Consider the following 15,807-nt stretch of genomic DNA (forward strand, 5'->3'; position numbering starts at 1 on the left):
TGACATGTGTCCGCTGTGTATTTGGTTGGCATTTTTTTTGAGTACCTGAGGGGCGCGGGGAACATGGAGCTCCCCAAAAGGGCTGTATGAGTCTCGTGCTTCTTATTCTCGGACCGTCCAGGAAAGGACATTCCAAAGAATGATGAAGACCAGAGTCTGGAAAACCACACCGTCAAGCACATGGCCTCCGTCAAGGCCGCTTGGGACAAAGCGCCTGAAGGTCCAAAAAGGCGACGACATTGAAACACTATACCAAGGTATTAGTCTGGTAGCCAACAGGCGTAGCAAAGTTTGTACTCGCCCCAAGTATCACCGCAACAACAAAGGGCCGCAGGTCAATGCCGTACTATTCGGCAAGGCCGATTGCGAACGGGGTCACCACGACGGCAACAGCGTTATTGGTGACTGCTTCGGTCAGCACCGAGGACAATAGGTAGACCGCAGCAAGCGTTACAATTGGAGGCATTCCGTCTAGTGCCGGGGTTACGCTTTTGACGATCAGGCCAACGGCCCCAGAGTTTTGAAGACCTATCCCCACAATCAACATTGAGAAGATCAGGACAAGAACACCTGCGTCGATGGAACTCCAGGCCTCGTTGCTGTCGATGCACCGCAATACGAGGATGGTCGCAATGGCGATGAGAGCAAGCACACTGACCTCGGCTATCCTAGCGGCTGCAAGCACCACGACCACACACCGCGCCAGGAGAGCGAGCGGCGCTTTCTCGCGGCGGAAAGCGCGGCCTCCGGCATCCGTGATCGCTGCGAGATCGCCAGCCTCGGTCATCTGCGCAAAGCCTTCAAGTGTTCCCTCCAAAAGCAGCGTATCAGCCGGACGCAGGAGTGCCGTTGACAAGTCAGGTCCAATTGTTTCCCCGTGCTGGTGGGCGCCAATGACGCGCATGCCATAGCGAGCTGGGCAAATTCGCACACCACGACTTCGACGGGAAAGGGTAACGATAGCCTCAGCGACTATCAGGTCGGTGACGGTCTCGGGGACTGGTCCTTGACGCAAACTAACTTCGCTACTTTCGATCCTACGGAGGGTGAGGAGTTCCGATGTCGTCACCTTGGCAATGATCTTGTCACTTGGCTCGAGAACGTGCTCATTCAGGCGATCGCGCTTTACCCCGGATCGCGACCGGACACCAATGATCTCCATGCCTCGCCGGTTCAGGTCAAAAATTCCGCCCATGCGCTGACCCACGCCCAGATAATCCTCCCACGGACGAAGCTCTGTGAAGAAGGCTGTTTCATTGTCTGCGCCCAGTCGTGCAATATCCCCGCGATCGGGCAAAAGAAAAGGCCCGAGCATGAGTAATGCCAAACCACCCGTGGCTGCCGCAACCAAACCGACCGGAATAATTTCGAAAATTGAAAGGGGCTCGATTCCCGATGCCTGCGGCACACCATCAACCAGCAAATTGGTTGTATTCCCGATAAGTGTGCAAGTTCCTCCAAGAACCGCCATGTATGATTGCGGGATCAGCAGGCGTGTTGCGGCAAAAAATGAGGCTTCGCGCCAATCGAATGGCCACCGGGATTAAGACAATGACGACCGGCGTGTTGTTCATCATCAAATCTGAGGCGATTAGGTACAAAGCCAATATTTGGGCAGCTATCAGAAAGACCGAAAGGAAATCGAGTATCAACATATTGGTTTTTCCTTTCACAATGCGCAGTGGCTGGTGCTTTGGACCCGATGCAAACACACTCCTTCAGGAAAGGAGGAGGACATGCCCGAAATCTGCGAGATCGACGCCCACAGATTGCACTGCGCCGGTGCTCGAACATGACAAGGCATTTAATATCTGCACAGGTCGTACCAGCAGTTATTTTCTTCATCTCTATCAACTGTCGCCGATCTGCAAACCTTGTTTCAGCCCGCGGATTGGACGAATCAGGACCAAACGAATTTGGTGAGCAACTCAGTCGGGATCACGGGTGTTTGCTGGTGCGAAATCCTAAGCCAATTGTCCTCATCTTGCAAATATGTGGACGCGCAGAGTGCCTCATAGATCGGCACGCCGGCCTTCTCGGCCGAAACGCGATACGCGAGCATTGCAATGCTGCCGCGAAGCGTCGTATTGCGGTCGGTCATCACAACAGATCGCCAGCCTGTATTCCGTTGCAAGTGGTCCCAGACCTGTTCGCCTTGAAGGATGCCGGGCGGAAAGGGAAAGATCATGACGGCGTTCTGTGCAGTCGTCGCGCGCGCGCTATCTAGACCACTAGTCCAGAACCTCTCCTCAAGGCTCCAAAGGAACGCGTCTTCGATCGCCGACGTGACCTCAGGTTTCACAATCGATCGCCGGTGGTCCACGGGCGCTTGATGGGCAGAGGTCATTCGTCTGATCCTGGCGAATTGATGAATAGCATTTGTATCAGGACGAAGACGATCGCGAGTATCGTCCAGATTGCACCGCTGGACACCAAGCGACCATTGGCAACTGTCGAGCTCACCCGCGTCAGAGGAGTTACTCGTGGGCTTTCCGGAAGCAACAGGCTCAATTCCTGCGCGACGGCATTGTGGTCCTGCTTTAGCTCGGGAACGTCCCTGAATTTCGAAAGGAGGATCTCAAGCCGCGCGCAGGCTTCTTCCCGCCGCAACTTCACGAGTTCGGCGGTTTCGTTCCAGGGATCGAGGCCAAGACGTGCAAGCGCCGAGAGAACCGTCACGACATATCCGTTCCGGTCTTCGCCGACAGGTGCATAGAGAAAGCGTTCGAATTCAGGTGGGCGAGTACCCAGTGCTTTGTTTTCAGACATCTTTATTCTCCTCTTTTATTGACGGTCAGCTCTTGACCAGTACGCACCGGGCAAAACGAAGTTCTGGACGCACACAGGTGGAGCATTTTCAGATTTAACCAATTTTACGCGATCGCTCGTCGCGGTGCCCTTACACAGGTCAGTCCAGTTGGCGGTCCAGGGGCCTTCGGTAGATTGCATTCCGGTAGCCGAGACTAACATGCGTCAGCACCCGTCGAATGATCATGAGATACAAGGAGGGAGTTCGTTCGACCATGTAGCCCCTGGAATCTGGTGGTGAGTGACAATGGCGCGGGAAAGACCCGCAGACAGTCTGGAGGTCGGGGATGAGCACACGATCGTCGAGATCGATGGTGACTTTTGCCAATGCGTTTGTATTGCCGGGCTACTCGGACGAGCTGGCCGCAGGCGAATATGAAATCGTCGTCGAAGAAGAGCTTTTGCAAAGCCTCAGCTTTGAGGCCTTTCGCCGGACTGCGACCTACTTGGTCGTCCATGGGAAAGGGAGCCAGATTGGTCGCACCGAACAGCGTCCAATCACCGAGAAAGACCTAGAAACGGCGCTGTGCCGGGACCGGCGCATTGACCCAGACTAAAAAATGATAGCGAGGCGGCGCTTTCTCCGCTGGAGGATTCGAAATGAACACTCCTGAATGGCTGAAACCTAGCATCTATGGGGCCGTGATCGGTGCGGTCTTTGTCGGTGTGGTTGGATTTTCATGGGGCGGTTGGGTGACTGGCGGAACCGCAGATACCAGAGCGACGGCGATGGCTCGAAACCAAGTCATAGCGGCGATGGTGCCGGTCTGCCTCGATATGGCACGCGTGGATCCGGATCGGGTTGCACATATTGACACTATTCGAAAAGCCACAACCTACAAACGCCGCGATGCCGTCATGGAGACAGGCTGGGCAACCATTCCGGGCACGGATGTTCCGGACCGTGACATCGCTCAAGCTTGTCTTGCCGGCCTTGACGTCGACAAGCCGCCGGAACGCGCGGAAAACACGGTGGAAAAGGGATGAAACATGCCACACCAAAACCGTTGGCTGAAAAGGCGCTGCAGAAGCTGTCTTTTGTGATGACGATGGCCGTTCAATCAGCGGAACTGACGGGACACCCTATCCAAACTATCGAGAACGAAGACGTGCCACCACTACGAGACGAACGGCCTGAGTCGTGGCGCACCCAACACGACCTTAACAGGGCAACTGAAACCCAAGAATAAAAGCCGATGCCATTAGGTCAGAAGGGAGCCAGTTATGACACCTAGAAAATTGCCCAAAAAGAAACCGTCAGAACGGCTTTCGGTAAGAATGTACATTCTGGCTGGTATCTTCGCGTCATTCGCATTCCCTGTGTTCGCACAATCTGCAGACGCCCTCATGCCTGAGAATGCACACTCCAGGAGTTACGGGGACGGATGGGAATGCGACCGATCCTACCGGGTCGAAGACGACCTTTGCGTCGCCATTATAGTCCCTCAGAATGCTTACGCAACAAACAGGACCTATGGCAGGGGCTGGGATTGTTTGCATGGATTTCTAGAAGAAAATGGCCTGGCTTGTGTCGAAGTACCCGTACCCGAAGGCGGATATCTCGCCTCTTCAGGAAAAAGTTGGCGGTGCCTGCGCGGCTACGTGAAAATTGACGAGACTTGCCTGGAAGTTGCAGTACCTGACAACGGGTACCTGTCGGGCGAGTCTTATGGTGATGTTTGGGTTTGCAATCGGGGCTATCGGGCCGAAGGTGAGATATGTGCCCCAATCATGGTACCAGCCAATGCCTTTCTGAATGGATCGTCTTATGGGCAACCCTGGACATGCGAGCGCGGGTACTTCCAGCGAGTTGGCGCTTGTGAACCGGTTATTGTTCCCGAGAACGCTTACTTTGACGATGCCTCCCATGGACAAGGTTGGAAATGTGACCGCGGGTATGCGGAAACTGCCAGTGGATGCGTTTTCATAGACTTACCGGCCAACGCCCACTTGGACAGGGCCGGAAACCGCTGGGAGTGCCACCGAAATTTCCAGCGATCAAAGGGCGTTTGCGTTCTGAACAACTAACGCGAAGCCTGCTGATCCCAAATCAGGCGTCACTTCGTTGACCCTGGTGGCTTCATTGTCCCGGGTTTGGCTCGACATAGAAAGGAACAGACATGAAAACGGAAGATCATTTAGCGCAAATGAAGAGACCGGTCGCAAGAGCAGCACAGGCGCCGCCGATGGATCTCTCAATTTGTCCAGATAACCCTCCTAAGATAATCTCTTATGACGCTCCAACCGCCACCGTCTATTGTGAAGGGAATTTCGGCAAGACTGACGGCAAGACTGCAAACGGTCTAGTCCGGTTTTCGCAGGTCTTTCGTGTTCTGTCAGTAATTGACAGCACTCTAGAAGGGCGTGACAGCGGCGAGGTTCTCGATGGTATCGACAACGGCATTCCAGTGCATGGCGATCTTAGCGCGGCCATCGCTCACGAAGCGGTAGCCCCAGACACTCTGATCTATGGAATGGCACCGTCCAGTGGTACATTGTCCACGGCAGACAGAGGCGTTGTTCTGGACGCGATTTCGTCAGGCATGAATATCGTCAGTGGGCTACACGAATATCTCGGCGACGATCTCGAAATTGGCTCAGCCGCCCAGTTTGGATGTGTTACCATTCGGGACATTCGGAAGCCGCAACCTAGCAAGAACATGCGTCTGTTTGACGGCTGCGTTGCAGATGTTGAAGCGATCCGTATCGCTGTGTTGGGCACTGATTGCGCAATCGGAAAGCGGACCACGGCAACTTTGCTGGCGAATGCCCTGAATGAACGGGGGATCAAGACGGTTTTGGTCGGAACCGGTCAGACCGGCGTGATGCAGGGAGCCAAGTATGGTATTGCCTTGGATGCAGTGCCGCCTCAGTTCTGCTGTGGCGAGCTTGAGCGTGTCATTGTTGCGGCATCCGAAAAGGAACAACCAGATGTCATCCTAATTGAAGGCCAAGGCGCGCTCAGCCATCCGGCTTTCTGCACATCAGCATTCATTCTTCGCGGTAGCCAGCCACACGCCGTCATTCTGCAACACGCCCCCAAACGGACCCACCGTTGCGATTTTCCCAACATGCCGATGCCCGATCCGCGCGTCGAGATAAAACTTATCGAAGCTTTCGCCAAAACGAAAGTGATTGGTGTCACGCTCAATCATGAAGGAATGACGAACACCGAGGTGGAAACAGCCATCAGGGGCTTTTCACGCAACTTCTGTCTCCCAGTGACTGACGCTCTGCTCCGACCAGCGGCGCACTTGGCAGAGTTGGTTCTTTCTGCCTATCCCCAATTGCGGCCATTGCCGCGTGTGGTTGCCGAATGACGACGCCGCGGATCGAAATCGACTTGTGCAAGATCCGCCAGAATACGCGCTTTCTGGTGGACCGTCTTGCTTCGCACGGGATCAGTGTGACAGGCGTGACAAAGGCTGTTTGCGGTGACCCAGCCGTCGCCCATGCCATGCTAGAAAGCGGCGTTTCCCAGTTGGCCGATGCCCGGGTCGCGAACGTAAAGCGCATGCGTTGCGCCGGCATCATCTGCCCAATATCCATGATCCGCTCTCCTATGCTGAGCGAAATCGATCAAATCATCGAGACCTGTGAAACCAGTTACAATACAGAGATAGACGTTATCGCGGAACTTTCCGCAGTCGCGCTACGCAATGGCGAGGTGCATGGCGTTATCTTGATGATTGAGATGGGAGATATGCGCGATGGGATAATGCCAGAAGATCTTGAGCGTATCGCGACATTGGTGATGAAGATGCCTGGCGTAGCTCTCAAAGGTATTGGTGCCAACTTCGCCTGCCTGGGCAACATTGCTCCGAACGCTGATGCAATGGATGTCGTAACGACGCTCGCATACGAAATCGAGGGCGCTTGCGGCCCATTTCTTGAGACCGTATCAGGAGGCAGTTCCGCCAATTTACCTTGGGCTTTGGATCTACCGACAAAGGGGCGTATCAACGAACTGCGCCTGGGCGAGGCGATCCTGTTGGGCACCGATCCCGTTTCCGGCGAGCAGATAGATGGGCTTCATACAGATGCGTTCACTCTTGTGGTCGAGGTGATCGAAACAAAGTTCAAGACAAGGCCCTTTCCCTTGCGTCTGATTGATCCGGCTCTTTTGGCGTTGCGTCTTGTGCAGGATAGTTCCAGCAAGTCCCGTTCGGTTCTTGCTGTCGGGCTGCAGGACACGAATGTTGGCGGGCTGAGCTTTCCTACGGACATCACATTTGTCGGCGCGACGAGTGATCACACTGTCACTGAAACCTCCAAATGCGCTTTGCAGGTTGGGGCCGAAATCAGGTGTCAGTTGAACTACGGTGCGCTCATGAGGGCGATGAACGCGACCGATGTCGAAAAGGTCTTTGTCAGTGAAACAACTTGGAACGGAGCTGTGATAGAACCGGATCGTGTGCATCCAACGGTGATATAGGCCGATGAGCTCAAATTGAGGCAGCATCAAATCACGATAGAGGAACCGATCTCTTGGTAGCCCATAGTAAATCGGGTCTCCAACACCTATATGTGCACTAGCCACAAGTGATTTTATGTTCCATCGCGAGTTCGAAATACTTGTTGGCAATCAAAGGAAAAAGCATGTCTTTCAAGGATCTGACGATCAGAGCGGCAGCGTTGCTGAATTCGAAGGCTGCTGAAGACTCAGAAGTCGAACCCAAACTCAAACCTGCCTTCATCGGCCCGGAACAGGTCAAGTCTGACCCCAAGAAATCATGAAAATCCGGTAGGTCTGAACGGTGTCGTCACGTTAACCGTCGTTCGGTTGCCGATGATATGATTTGGACGTAGGTGACATCGATGAATTCAACATCCATCAGCTACAAGCGTCACCGATTTCCCCCTCAGATCATTACCCACGCGGTGTGGCTTTATCCCAAGCTAACCTGCGTCAGTGTTGCGGGGCGGAGAAGATGAGTACATGGCTTCGTGCCTGCCGAATCTCCGGCGGCACTCATTTCCGAGCAAAATAGAAGCGCGTGAAGCGTGCGGTTCTTGAAACGAGCCGCATTGCCCAGCGTTTCCTATTCTCGGAATGTCCAGGAAAGGACATTCTAATGACGCCTGAACAAACCAATGTCACCGAGAAGATGACCTCGGTCAAAGCAGCTTGTGACAAAGCACCTGCCGGTCCCAGAAAGGATCGGGCGCTGGAACACTACCAGGCTGCCGAGAAAGCGCACGAGGCGAATAACTACGACGAGACGGACAGGGAACTCAACGCGGCTGCAGAAGAGATTATCTGACTTATCTCGTCTTATTACTGACTTATCTCGTCTTAGAAGAAAATCAGGTCGCCCAAGTTTAGCGAAGGGCGGCCTCCTTCATTTCAAACGTGGGCCGGTCTGATCCAGATACGCCGTATCGAAACCTGAAATGGCCACCAATCCGTCATAGTCGTCGAACATCACGCGGCCGTCCCGAAAGGTCAGCAGCCGTTTTTCGCGAAGCTGCCTCAAAACACGGTTCACATGGATGGCGCTTAAGCCGAGTGCATCAGCAAGATGGTACTGCGTCAAAGGGCAAGCGAATCCTTTCTTGCTCCCCATTCCGACCAGCCTCAGCCGTTCCGCCAGTTCCAAGAAGAAATGCGCCATGCGCGAATCTGCGGCGCGTCGGCCAACCCCAACGAGGTGTTCGACGACCATGGCTTCGTCCCGTGATGCTGCCCAGAGAACGGCTGCCGCCAGGCGAGGCGTTTTCTCGAATGCTTCCAGAAGGTCGCCCCCCAGAACCTCCACCGCCTGAATGTCCGTGACCGGCTCGAAACTGTGGTCGGAGGTGCGCAGAAGGACGCTGCGCAATCCAAGAAAATCCCCTGGTATCTGGAAGTCTACGATCTGTCGGGTTCCGTCCGGCTGAAGCTTGTAGGAACACACCCAGCCGGCGGCCAGAATGTAAGCGGCCTGATCAGATTGCCCCTGATGTACAAGATCACGCCCCGCCGTGAAGGACCGGCGGCGCAGATGCAAACGCTTCAAAACGTCCAATTCATCGTCAGACAAGGCGACGAAGACTTGCAGCTTCCGTGTCAGCGGGCTTTCAAAGATATCCGTCATCGGGGCCTCACAAGCCGGAAAAGCTCCAGGCGCAATCGTGCAGAGACTGCTTTCGGTTAGCCCAACATAGCCTTTTTTCTGCGAAGATGCTTGTGATAAGCGAGGCCGCCCGGTCGCGCGTTACTTTAACAGTTACCTGGAAGGAAGTCACAAAATGCGTAGCGAACAGGACTTCTCGGGAATGGCGGCCCTCGCAATCTGCGAGTCGATGCTGCTGGCGATGAACGATCACAAGCTTCTCGCAGAACGTGAGATCATGGGTATCCTTCGCGATGCTGCAAAGACGCATGAAACCGCGGCTGTAACTGATGGAGAGATAGAGGCGCATCGGTCCGTGGCGGTTCTCATCAACCGGATCATTGCTAGCGGGAACTCCGTTCGGAGGCCGCCGGGATGACACATAATTTCAGCGAGATAGATATCGCCCATGCCGTTTTCGTCCAACTCGAATAACGCACGGGGCCAACAGCCCGACCAGCAGGACATGCCGGGTAGCATGGGCCACCAAGACGGTAGCATCCAAACCGACATGCAGACTGCCGGATCTGCCTCGACCGCGCGGCAAGCGCGGGTCCAGCCAGGACCCTTGCCCGTCACGGGCGGGGCACCCAGCGCGGGATACCCCTCCGGTGTAACCGGTCCAAGACAGGAAGAGGCGCGGCTGACCGCATCAGACTGGACACGAACCCTGATGAAGTACCGGCAGCCAATCCCCTCTCGCAGTATTTTCGAACTGACGGTCACGCTCGCGCCTTTCGTGGCAATATGGGCGGTTGCCTGGTGGGTGCTCTCGATCAGCACCGCGTTGGCACTGGCTCTCGCGTTGGCGAATGCAGCCTTCCTGCTCCGGCTGTTCATAATCCAGCACGACTGCGGGCATGGTTCCCTGTTCCGCGACCGGCGTCTGTGCGATTGGATCGGTCGCGTGATCGGCGTTATCACGCTGACACCCTACGACGTCTGGCGCAAGACCCACGCGATCCACCACGCCACGAGCGGAAACCTGGACCGGCGGGGCATCGGAGACCTGCCGGTGCTGACAGTCAGGGAGTACCGCGGGAAGGGATGGCCGGGCCGTACGCTTTACCGCCTGTTACGCCATCCGGTTTTCCTGTTCGGGGTGGTGCCGTTCTACACGTTCTTCCTGCACAACCGGCTGCCAGTACACCTGATGCGGTCCGGCTGGCGCTACTGGTTGAGTGCGATGGCGACAAACGCTGCCATAGGCCTCACTCTGACAGTGATTGTCTTGCTGGGCGGTTGGGAGGTAATGCTGTTCGTCTTCCTGCCGACGATGCTTCTGGCCGCAATAGCCGGCATGTGGTTTTTCTACGTGCAGCATCAGTTTGAGGAAACCAGCTGGCGGCACGAGGAAGACTGGAACATCCGGGACGCGTCCCTTCACGGCAGTTCGCACTACGCTCTGCCCGGCATCCTGCGCTGGATCACCGGGAACATCGGAGTCCACCATGTGCATCACCTGGCCAGCCGCATCCCGTTTTACCGTTTACACGACGTAGTCAAGGATCACGACGTCCTGGCACAGACCAGACGCATTACGCTTTGGGAAAGCTTCCGCTGCGCGCGACTGCACCTTTGGGATGAGAAAAGCCGCAGATTGCTGTCGTTTGCAGAGGCCCGGGCACTTCCCACCTGAGCCTTGCGTAATATTGCCACTGGTCAGTGAATTGGTGCGTTGGATAGGAAACTGGGAGCACCTCATTAGGACATTTGTTGCTCCACGGACGGCCACATCTGTGCCAGTAGGGTTTCTTTCTGAGCCAGTATTGTCGGGACAATTGGGCTGATTATTCAGTTGTCGCTCTAGTCAGGAAGGTGGATGCTGTGACCGCCATATCGTCAGCAGCAAAGGTATGAATGAAGGAGGGCGGACTGATTGATCTCATCGCCGACTATGAACCCTATCTTGCGCTCGCAGTTGTCGTCCTTCTGTTCGCAGCATTTCTTTCCGAGCGCTTCGAACCGGACGTAACCGCTGCGGGGGCCGCCGCGCTGTTTGTCGTATTGGGGTTTGTCCCCACGAATGAAGTTCTGGCAGTGTTTTCGAACCCTGCACCCATAACGATCGCCGCGATGTTCGTAATCAGCGGCGCGCTGGTCCGAACCGGGTTTCTCGACGCACTTGCGAACAAGGTTGTCGCCGCAGGGAGCAAGCGCCCGGTCGCCGGTATAGCGGCGTTTCTCATCGCGACGCTAGTCGCCTCGGGTCTGATTAACAACACGCCGGTCGTCATCGTCCTCATACCGGTGGCCATTCGTTTGGCGCAGAGCCTGGGCTTTGCCGCGACACGCCTGTTGATTCCGCTTTCCTACATGTCCGTCCTGGGCGGGACGTGTACTCTAATCGGCACGTCGACCAACCTTCTGGTGGACGGCGTTTCCCAGGCGTCTGGCTTGGAACCGTTTTCAATTTTCGAGATCACACCGGTCGGTCTGGTGGCCGCGGCCACAGGCGGTGTGGCGCTCCTCCTGCTTGGACCTGTCCTACTGCCGGACCGAAAGGATATTGCGGAACAGGGCGGCGACGATAAAGCGACTTTTTTGACCGAGGTACGCCCGCAAGAGGACTACCCGAATATTGGTCGAACGATTCATGAAATCGCCGCCCTCAGCCGAAGAGGTGTTGAAATCGTCGGCATCCGTGCGCGGTCTGGAGTCAAGAGAGAGGGATTGAGTGAACACATACTCGAACCGGGCGACAGGATCATTGCCAAGGTTGCGACATCAGAACTGCTCACCCTCAGGAAACTTGAAGGGATCGAAGTCGGGTTGCGCCAGGGGCCAGAGGCCGAAAACACCTCGGAGCTGATCGTCGCCGAAGCTATCGTGACGCTTTCACGCCGAAGCCGCGGAGTGCGCATTGCCCAGCTTGCCATGGGGCACCGATACGGCATGCGTGTTCTTGGCGCCCACCGACATGGGGAAGTGCTTGGACCCGACCTGTCGACGGCGCTTTTGCGCCCCGCCGATACACTGCTTTTGGAAGGAACGCCTGAAGGCTTTGCCCGAATGACCGAGGCGGGCGATCTTGCCGCGATCACAGATGCCGGGGGGCGCGCCTTCCGCCGCGGGAAAGCGCCGCTAGCTCTGTTCGCGCTTTTCGCGGTTGTGGCGCTCGCCGCAGCCGGGTTCGCCGAGATCAGCGTGCTTGCCCTTGTCGCGGTCGCTGCCATCCTCGTGCTCCGGTGCATCGACAGCGGCGAAGCCTGGGCGTCCATCGACGCCAGCGTCCTTGTGCTGATCTTTTCCATGCTAATCGTCGGAAGCGGTATGCAGAATGCAGGAGCTGTCAACCTGATCGTGGAGACATTGGTGCCGACTCTCGTAGAGTTGCCCCTAATTGTTACGCTCGCTGCGATCTACATACTGTCTTCGGCGCTCACCGAGGCGGTTACCAACAACGCCGTTGCCGTCGTCGTTACACCTCTCGCGATCGGTGTTGCGGAACAACTCGGTGTCGACGCAAAGCCGTTCGTCGTCGCTGTGATGTTTGGCGCAAGTGCAAGTTTCGCCACTCCGGTCGGCTATCAGACCAACACATTGGTATATGGCGCAGGGAACTACAGGTTTTCCGACTTCCTCAGGATCGGCGTTCCGATGAATCTTATCGTCGGCGCAGCCGTGGTCGGGGTGATCCCGGTATTCTTCCCATTCTAGGGTATCCGGTCTTGATCTGCGGTACTTGTAGCGCATTTTGCGCGCGCTGCATGAATTGTCAGCAGGAGCAGCATGAGGATCCCGACCGTTGCGGCAATAGCTGATCCTGAGAGAATTCCAAGCTTTGCGGCATTCAGCGTCGCCGGATCGAAGGCCAAACCCGCTATGAACAGCGACATCGTGAAACCGATACCAGTTAGAAACGAGCCGGCCAGAATTAACGGCCCCGACAGGCCCGGCGCTAACACTGCCAGGCCCAATCGGACAGCTAGCCAGCTGAACCCGAAGACGCCGATCGGTTTTCCTAACACCAGGCCGACAATTATCGCTAAGGAGACCGGTTGTTCGAAATCGGCACCCTGAACCGTGATGCCGGCATTTGCCAGCGCGAAGATCGGCATGATTGCAAAGCCGACCCAAGGGTGCAGCATTGTCTCGAGCCGTTCGACTGGCGAGAGTGCCTCCGTGACCGCTCTGCTTGCTTGACGCAGGTTATGGCGGGTTGCGGTACCTCCCTGCTGCCGATAGCCGGCCGGAACGGCGCGTAGGCGCCCAAGGATTGCATGCAGCCGGGCATCGCTTACCCATATGCGCGTCGGCGTCATAAGGCCCAGAATGACCCCTGCGATGGTCGCGTGAACGCCGGAGGCGTCGATGCATAGCCAGACTGCCGCACCGAGCAGAAAATAAACCGGGACACTTCTGATCCCGACGCGCGAGGCGCCTGCGACGATACCAATTCCCAGCAGACCCAAACCGAGCGCCGACCAGTTCAACGCTTCCCCGTAACCGAAGGCGACTACGAGAATTGCGCCGATATCGTCAAAAATGGCCAGAGAAAGAAGGAACAGACGCAAGGTGGACGGGATCCGCCTTCCGAAAAGCGCCAGGCACCCAATCACGAACGCCGTATCGGTTGCCATCACGGTTCCCCAGCCGTGCGCCCCGGGCTGCCCGGACATCAACAAATGATAGAGCGCGACCGGCACCACCATGCCGCCCAAAGCGCCCGCGAACGGCAGGGCGGCCTGTCGCGGGTTTTGCAATTCGCCCAGTACGATCTCGCGCTTGAGCTCCAGAGAAAGCACGAAAAAGAAGAGGGTCATCAGCCCGTCGTTGATCCAGTGTCGCAGCGAGCGGGTGAAATCGAACGAACCGAATGTCAGGCCAATAGGGGTCTTCCAGAAGCCCAGGAAGCCTTCTTGCCAAGGCGAGTTTGCCAGCGCCAAAGCCAGCAGAACAGCCAGGAACAGGAGCCCACTCGCGGCCGCTTGGATCTCTAGGAAGCGTGCGAAGGGTTTTGTTATTCTATCGGCGGGCTCTTGGGGCAGGCTTTGATGATTGTCTATCATGGGACAACTACGCCAATTCGGGTGAAAAGAGACTACGCCATTGAAGCGTGGACGCAATGACCACGTGGATCAATGTCTGGCTATGCAGGAGCCATCCACGCAGGATATTCACCAGCAGGTTTTTCAGTTTCTGAGAAACAGACAATGCGGAAACGGTTGATTAGGCTTCACAAATTAAGGAACAGGTTAGCATCCGGCATTCATGAAGCCCCGGAGTTGGTTCTTTGTCATTTCCCCGCGAACGGCTCCGAACAATAGCTGGATCGTCACCAGAAGTCGTTTGTCAGACTTCGGTGCTTCGGCTCTTTCCTTGAGCCAGCTGTGACTTTCCAAAGTTCAGTCCGCTTCACTCAGAATTTTGAAACCAGCGGCCAATAGATGCGTGGACATTCGGCCGCGTCTGTCTGACGTCAGCGCCAATGGGACAGTTTAAGTCGATTTGATAAGGGAGGGTTTCTGGCTCATCGTAACCGCCAAGGAGTGGAGATGAGAAAGAAACCCGGAACCAAGCAGAGCTACGGTGAGAAAGTCGTAAAGGACATTCGCCGTGCGACCCGCAAACAGTATTCCGCGGAAGAGAAGATCAGGATTGTGCTGGACGGCCTTAAGGGCGAGGACAGCATTGCAGAGTTGTGCCGCCGTGAAGGCATTGCCCAGAGCCTCTACTACAGTTGGTCCAAGGAGTTCCTTGAAGCTGGTAAGAAACGCCTTGCCGGTGACACCGCGCGTGCCGCGACATCGACCGAGGTCAAAGATCTGCGCCGCGAGGCGCGCGATCTGAAGGAAGTGGTTGCCGAACAGGCTCTTGAACTGCGGTTGCTCAAAAAAAGCATGATCGCGGATGGGGACGACGACGAATGAGGTATCCTGCATCTGAAAAGCTGGAGATCATCCGCCTCGTCGAAGGTTCGCATCTCCCGACCAAGCGCACTTTGGAAAAGCTGGGCATCCCGAAGACCACCTTCTATCGCTGGTATGACCAGTATCTGTCGGGTGGTCCTGAAGCGCTTGAGGATCGTAGTCCCAAGCCAACACGGGTCTGGAACCGCATTCCCACGCCAGTGCGCGAGAAAATCAAGGATCTGGCCCTGAAGGAAAGTGAGCTTTCCCCGCGCGAACTGGCCGTGCAATTCACCGACACGGAAAAGTATTTTGTGTCAGAGGCTTCGGTCTATCGGATCCTCAAGTCTTACGACCTGATCACCAGCCCGGCCTATGTGGTTCTATCGGCGGCTGACGAGTTCCGGGATAAAACCACTCGGCCGAACCAACTCTGGCAGACCGACTTCACTTACCTGAAGGTCATCGGCTGGGGCTGGTTCTATCTGTCGACCATCCTCGATGATTACAGCCGCCATATCATCGCCTGGAAGCTCTGCACGACGATGAAGGCCAGTGATGTCACCGATACGCTGGACCTGGCTTTGCAGGCTTCGAGCTGTGCCCAGGCGACCGTCTTCCACAAGCCACGGCTGCTCAGCGACAACGGGTCCAGCTACATCTCTGGTGAACTTGCCGAATGGCTGGAAGATCAGGAAATCGATCATGTCCGAGGGGCACCATACCATCCGCAAACTCAGGGAAAGATCGAGCGCTGGCATCAGACCTTGAAGAACCGCATCTTGCTGGAAAACTACTACCTGCCCGGTGATCTCAGGCAGAAGATCGATGCCTTTGTCGATCACTACAACCACCGGCGCTATCACGAGAGCCTGCAAAACCTCACACCGGCCGATGTCTACTTCGGGCGCGGCCAGACCATTCTGAAACAACGAGAAAGGATCAAACAGAAGACAATCGAAACCCGGCGCTTGCTTCACCGCAAATCCGCCGCATAATCAAACCAATCAGATGCGCCAGATCCTCTCTTAGCTCAGGCTGCCATCTGTCCC

At 56.0% G+C, this 15,807-nt stretch carries 16 protein-coding genes; 11 read left to right on the forward strand and 5 right to left on the reverse strand.

What is annotated here, in order from left to right:
* Window positions 1-346: 346 nt before the first annotated feature.
* From AC2FD9_RS21445 to AC2FD9_RS21455, 3 genes are all read right to left on the reverse strand, one after another.
* Window positions 347-1,471, reverse strand: a complete 1,125-nt coding sequence (locus AC2FD9_RS21445; RefSeq protein WP_496838809.1) for an SLC13 family permease — start codon at window positions 1,469-1,471, stop codon at window positions 347-349.
* Window positions 1,472-1,900: 429 nt separating this feature from the next.
* On the reverse strand, window positions 1,901-2,347 hold the full coding sequence (locus tag AC2FD9_RS21450; protein ID WP_298854940.1) for a hypothetical protein: 447 nt from the start codon (window positions 2,345-2,347) through the stop codon (window positions 1,901-1,903).
* Window positions 2,344-2,769: a hypothetical protein gene (locus AC2FD9_RS21455; RefSeq protein ID WP_299665509.1), complete on the reverse strand. Its 426-nt coding sequence runs from the start codon at window positions 2,767-2,769 to the stop codon at window positions 2,344-2,346. Before AC2FD9_RS21455 ends, AC2FD9_RS21450 begins: the two co-directional genes overlap by 4 nt.
* A 326-nt stretch (window positions 2,770-3,095) precedes the next feature.
* On the opposite strand from AC2FD9_RS21455, the gene AC2FD9_RS21460 reads away from it, so the two are divergent.
* From AC2FD9_RS21460 to AC2FD9_RS21490, 7 genes are all read left to right on the forward strand, one after another.
* Window positions 3,096-3,365, forward strand: coding sequence for a hypothetical protein (locus AC2FD9_RS21460; RefSeq protein ID WP_282121131.1), 270 nt, complete (start codon window positions 3,096-3,098; stop codon window positions 3,363-3,365).
* 43 nt (window positions 3,366-3,408) lie between these two features.
* Window positions 3,409-3,795: a hypothetical protein gene (locus AC2FD9_RS21465; RefSeq protein WP_282121132.1), complete on the forward strand. Its 387-nt coding sequence runs from the start codon at window positions 3,409-3,411 to the stop codon at window positions 3,793-3,795.
* The gene (locus tag AC2FD9_RS21470) at window positions 3,792-3,998 is read left to right on the forward strand and encodes a hypothetical protein (protein WP_282121133.1); all 207 of its coding nucleotides are present in this window, start codon (window positions 3,792-3,794) and stop codon (window positions 3,996-3,998) included. Before AC2FD9_RS21465 ends, AC2FD9_RS21470 begins: the two co-directional genes overlap by 4 nt.
* Window positions 3,999-4,994: 996 nt before the next feature.
* Complete coding sequence (locus AC2FD9_RS21475; RefSeq protein WP_282121134.1) at window positions 4,995-6,128, forward strand: N-acetyltransferase DgcN family protein; 1,134 nt, start codon at window positions 4,995-4,997, stop codon at window positions 6,126-6,128.
* Complete coding sequence (locus AC2FD9_RS21480; RefSeq protein WP_282121135.1) at window positions 6,125-7,243, forward strand: alanine/ornithine racemase family PLP-dependent enzyme; 1,119 nt, start codon at window positions 6,125-6,127, stop codon at window positions 7,241-7,243. Before AC2FD9_RS21475 ends, AC2FD9_RS21480 begins: the two co-directional genes overlap by 4 nt.
* A 164-nt stretch (window positions 7,244-7,407) precedes the next feature.
* The gene (locus tag AC2FD9_RS21485) at window positions 7,408-7,545 is read left to right on the forward strand and encodes a hypothetical protein (protein WP_299986016.1); all 138 of its coding nucleotides are present in this window, start codon (window positions 7,408-7,410) and stop codon (window positions 7,543-7,545) included.
* Window positions 7,546-7,883: 338 nt separating this feature from the next.
* Window positions 7,884-8,072, forward strand: coding sequence for a hypothetical protein (locus AC2FD9_RS21490; protein WP_113788272.1), 189 nt, complete (start codon window positions 7,884-7,886; stop codon window positions 8,070-8,072).
* Window positions 8,073-8,150: 78 nt separating this feature from the next.
* Here AC2FD9_RS21490 and AC2FD9_RS21495 read toward each other — a convergent pair whose 3' ends face one another.
* Window positions 8,151-8,885: a Crp/Fnr family transcriptional regulator gene (locus tag AC2FD9_RS21495; protein ID WP_496838810.1), complete on the reverse strand. Its 735-nt coding sequence runs from the start codon at window positions 8,883-8,885 to the stop codon at window positions 8,151-8,153.
* A 154-nt stretch (window positions 8,886-9,039) separates the two neighbouring features.
* On the opposite strand from AC2FD9_RS21495, the gene AC2FD9_RS21500 reads away from it, so the two are divergent.
* The 3 genes from AC2FD9_RS21500 to AC2FD9_RS21510 all read left to right on the forward strand — a co-directional run bounded on the left by AC2FD9_RS21500 (window position 9,040) and on the right by AC2FD9_RS21510 (window position 12,563).
* Complete coding sequence (locus tag AC2FD9_RS21500; protein WP_282121138.1) at window positions 9,040-9,282, forward strand: hypothetical protein; 243 nt, start codon at window positions 9,040-9,042, stop codon at window positions 9,280-9,282.
* A gap of 294 nt (window positions 9,283-9,576) precedes the next feature.
* Window positions 9,577-10,542 carry a fatty acid desaturase gene (locus tag AC2FD9_RS21505; protein ID WP_282121200.1) on the forward strand — a complete coding sequence of 322 codons (966 nt, stop codon included), beginning with the start codon at window positions 9,577-9,579 and terminating at the stop codon, window positions 10,540-10,542.
* A gap of 221 nt (window positions 10,543-10,763) precedes the next feature.
* Window positions 10,764-12,563 (forward strand): SLC13 family permease, encoded by a 1,800-nt coding sequence (locus AC2FD9_RS21510; protein WP_282121139.1) that lies wholly within the window; start codon window positions 10,764-10,766, stop codon window positions 12,561-12,563.
* Here the strand turns inward: AC2FD9_RS21510 and nhaA are convergent.
* Window positions 12,560-13,915: a Na+/H+ antiporter NhaA gene (gene nhaA / locus AC2FD9_RS21515; RefSeq protein WP_282121140.1), complete on the reverse strand. Its 1,356-nt coding sequence runs from the start codon at window positions 13,913-13,915 to the stop codon at window positions 12,560-12,562. The two genes, AC2FD9_RS21510 and nhaA, sit on opposite strands and share 4 nt — an antisense overlap.
* Window positions 13,916-14,401: 486 nt before the next feature.
* Between nhaA and AC2FD9_RS21520 the strand changes: the two genes are divergently transcribed.
* A protein-coding gene (locus AC2FD9_RS21520; RefSeq protein ID WP_496838811.1) for an IS3 family transposase occupies window positions 14,402-15,753 on the forward strand; the annotation gives its coding sequence in 2 pieces (ribosomal slippage) (window positions 14,402-14,738 and window positions 14,738-15,753; 1,353 coding nt in all).
* Window positions 15,754-15,807 lie beyond the last annotated feature (54 nt).

Source organism: Ruegeria sp. YTSC230 (assembly GCF_059609665.1).